The following is a 581-nucleotide window of genomic DNA, read 5'->3' on the forward strand; positions in this document are numbered from 1 at the left end:
CCGACAACGGTTCCGGCCTCGCGGGGCAGACGCTCGAAGATCAGAAGGGCGGGGAAGACGCCGTCGCGGCCATCACCCTTGGTGATGTGACCGAGGAAAACATAACGATCTACGCCGACCGGTCGTGGACGCTCTATGATACCGTGACCGGAGAGACCTTCGACGTGGTGCGTTTCCGCGTCAAGGACGGGACGCATACGGGCGATTATACGCTGTCGGAACGCGAACTCGTCGCCGGGCGCACCTACGAGACGCGGGCATATTCGGATAACCCGGATGCGGAATCAGGCGATCCCGTCTTTACCTATGACGATTACATCCCCGAAACCGATTTCGTCGTCGACGGCACGGACGGAAACGATGTGATCGACGCGAACTACACCGGGGATATCCATGGCGACCGGGTGGATTTCGGCGATGGCACCGGCACGCGCGATCTGGAAGCGGCCTCTGTCAAATGGTCCAGCTTCGGAGACGAGGTGAACCTGAAGCCCGGAAGCAGCCAGGACACCGGCAATGTCACCGTTTCCACGACCTATACGGACGCCGATCTGGACGAGGAATTCTCGACCGAGACGAGC

Annotated in this window: 1 pseudogene; it reads left to right on the plus strand. The window is 60.8% G+C overall.

Features of this window, described 5'->3' with window-relative positions:
* Positions 1–581: pseudogene (locus A3764_RS25445) on the plus strand (hypothetical protein); the annotation flags it as partial.

The sequence above is a fragment of the Sulfitobacter sp. HI0129 genome (assembly GCF_001635395.1).
Classification (GTDB): Bacteria; Pseudomonadota; Alphaproteobacteria; order Rhodobacterales; family Rhodobacteraceae; genus Sulfitobacter.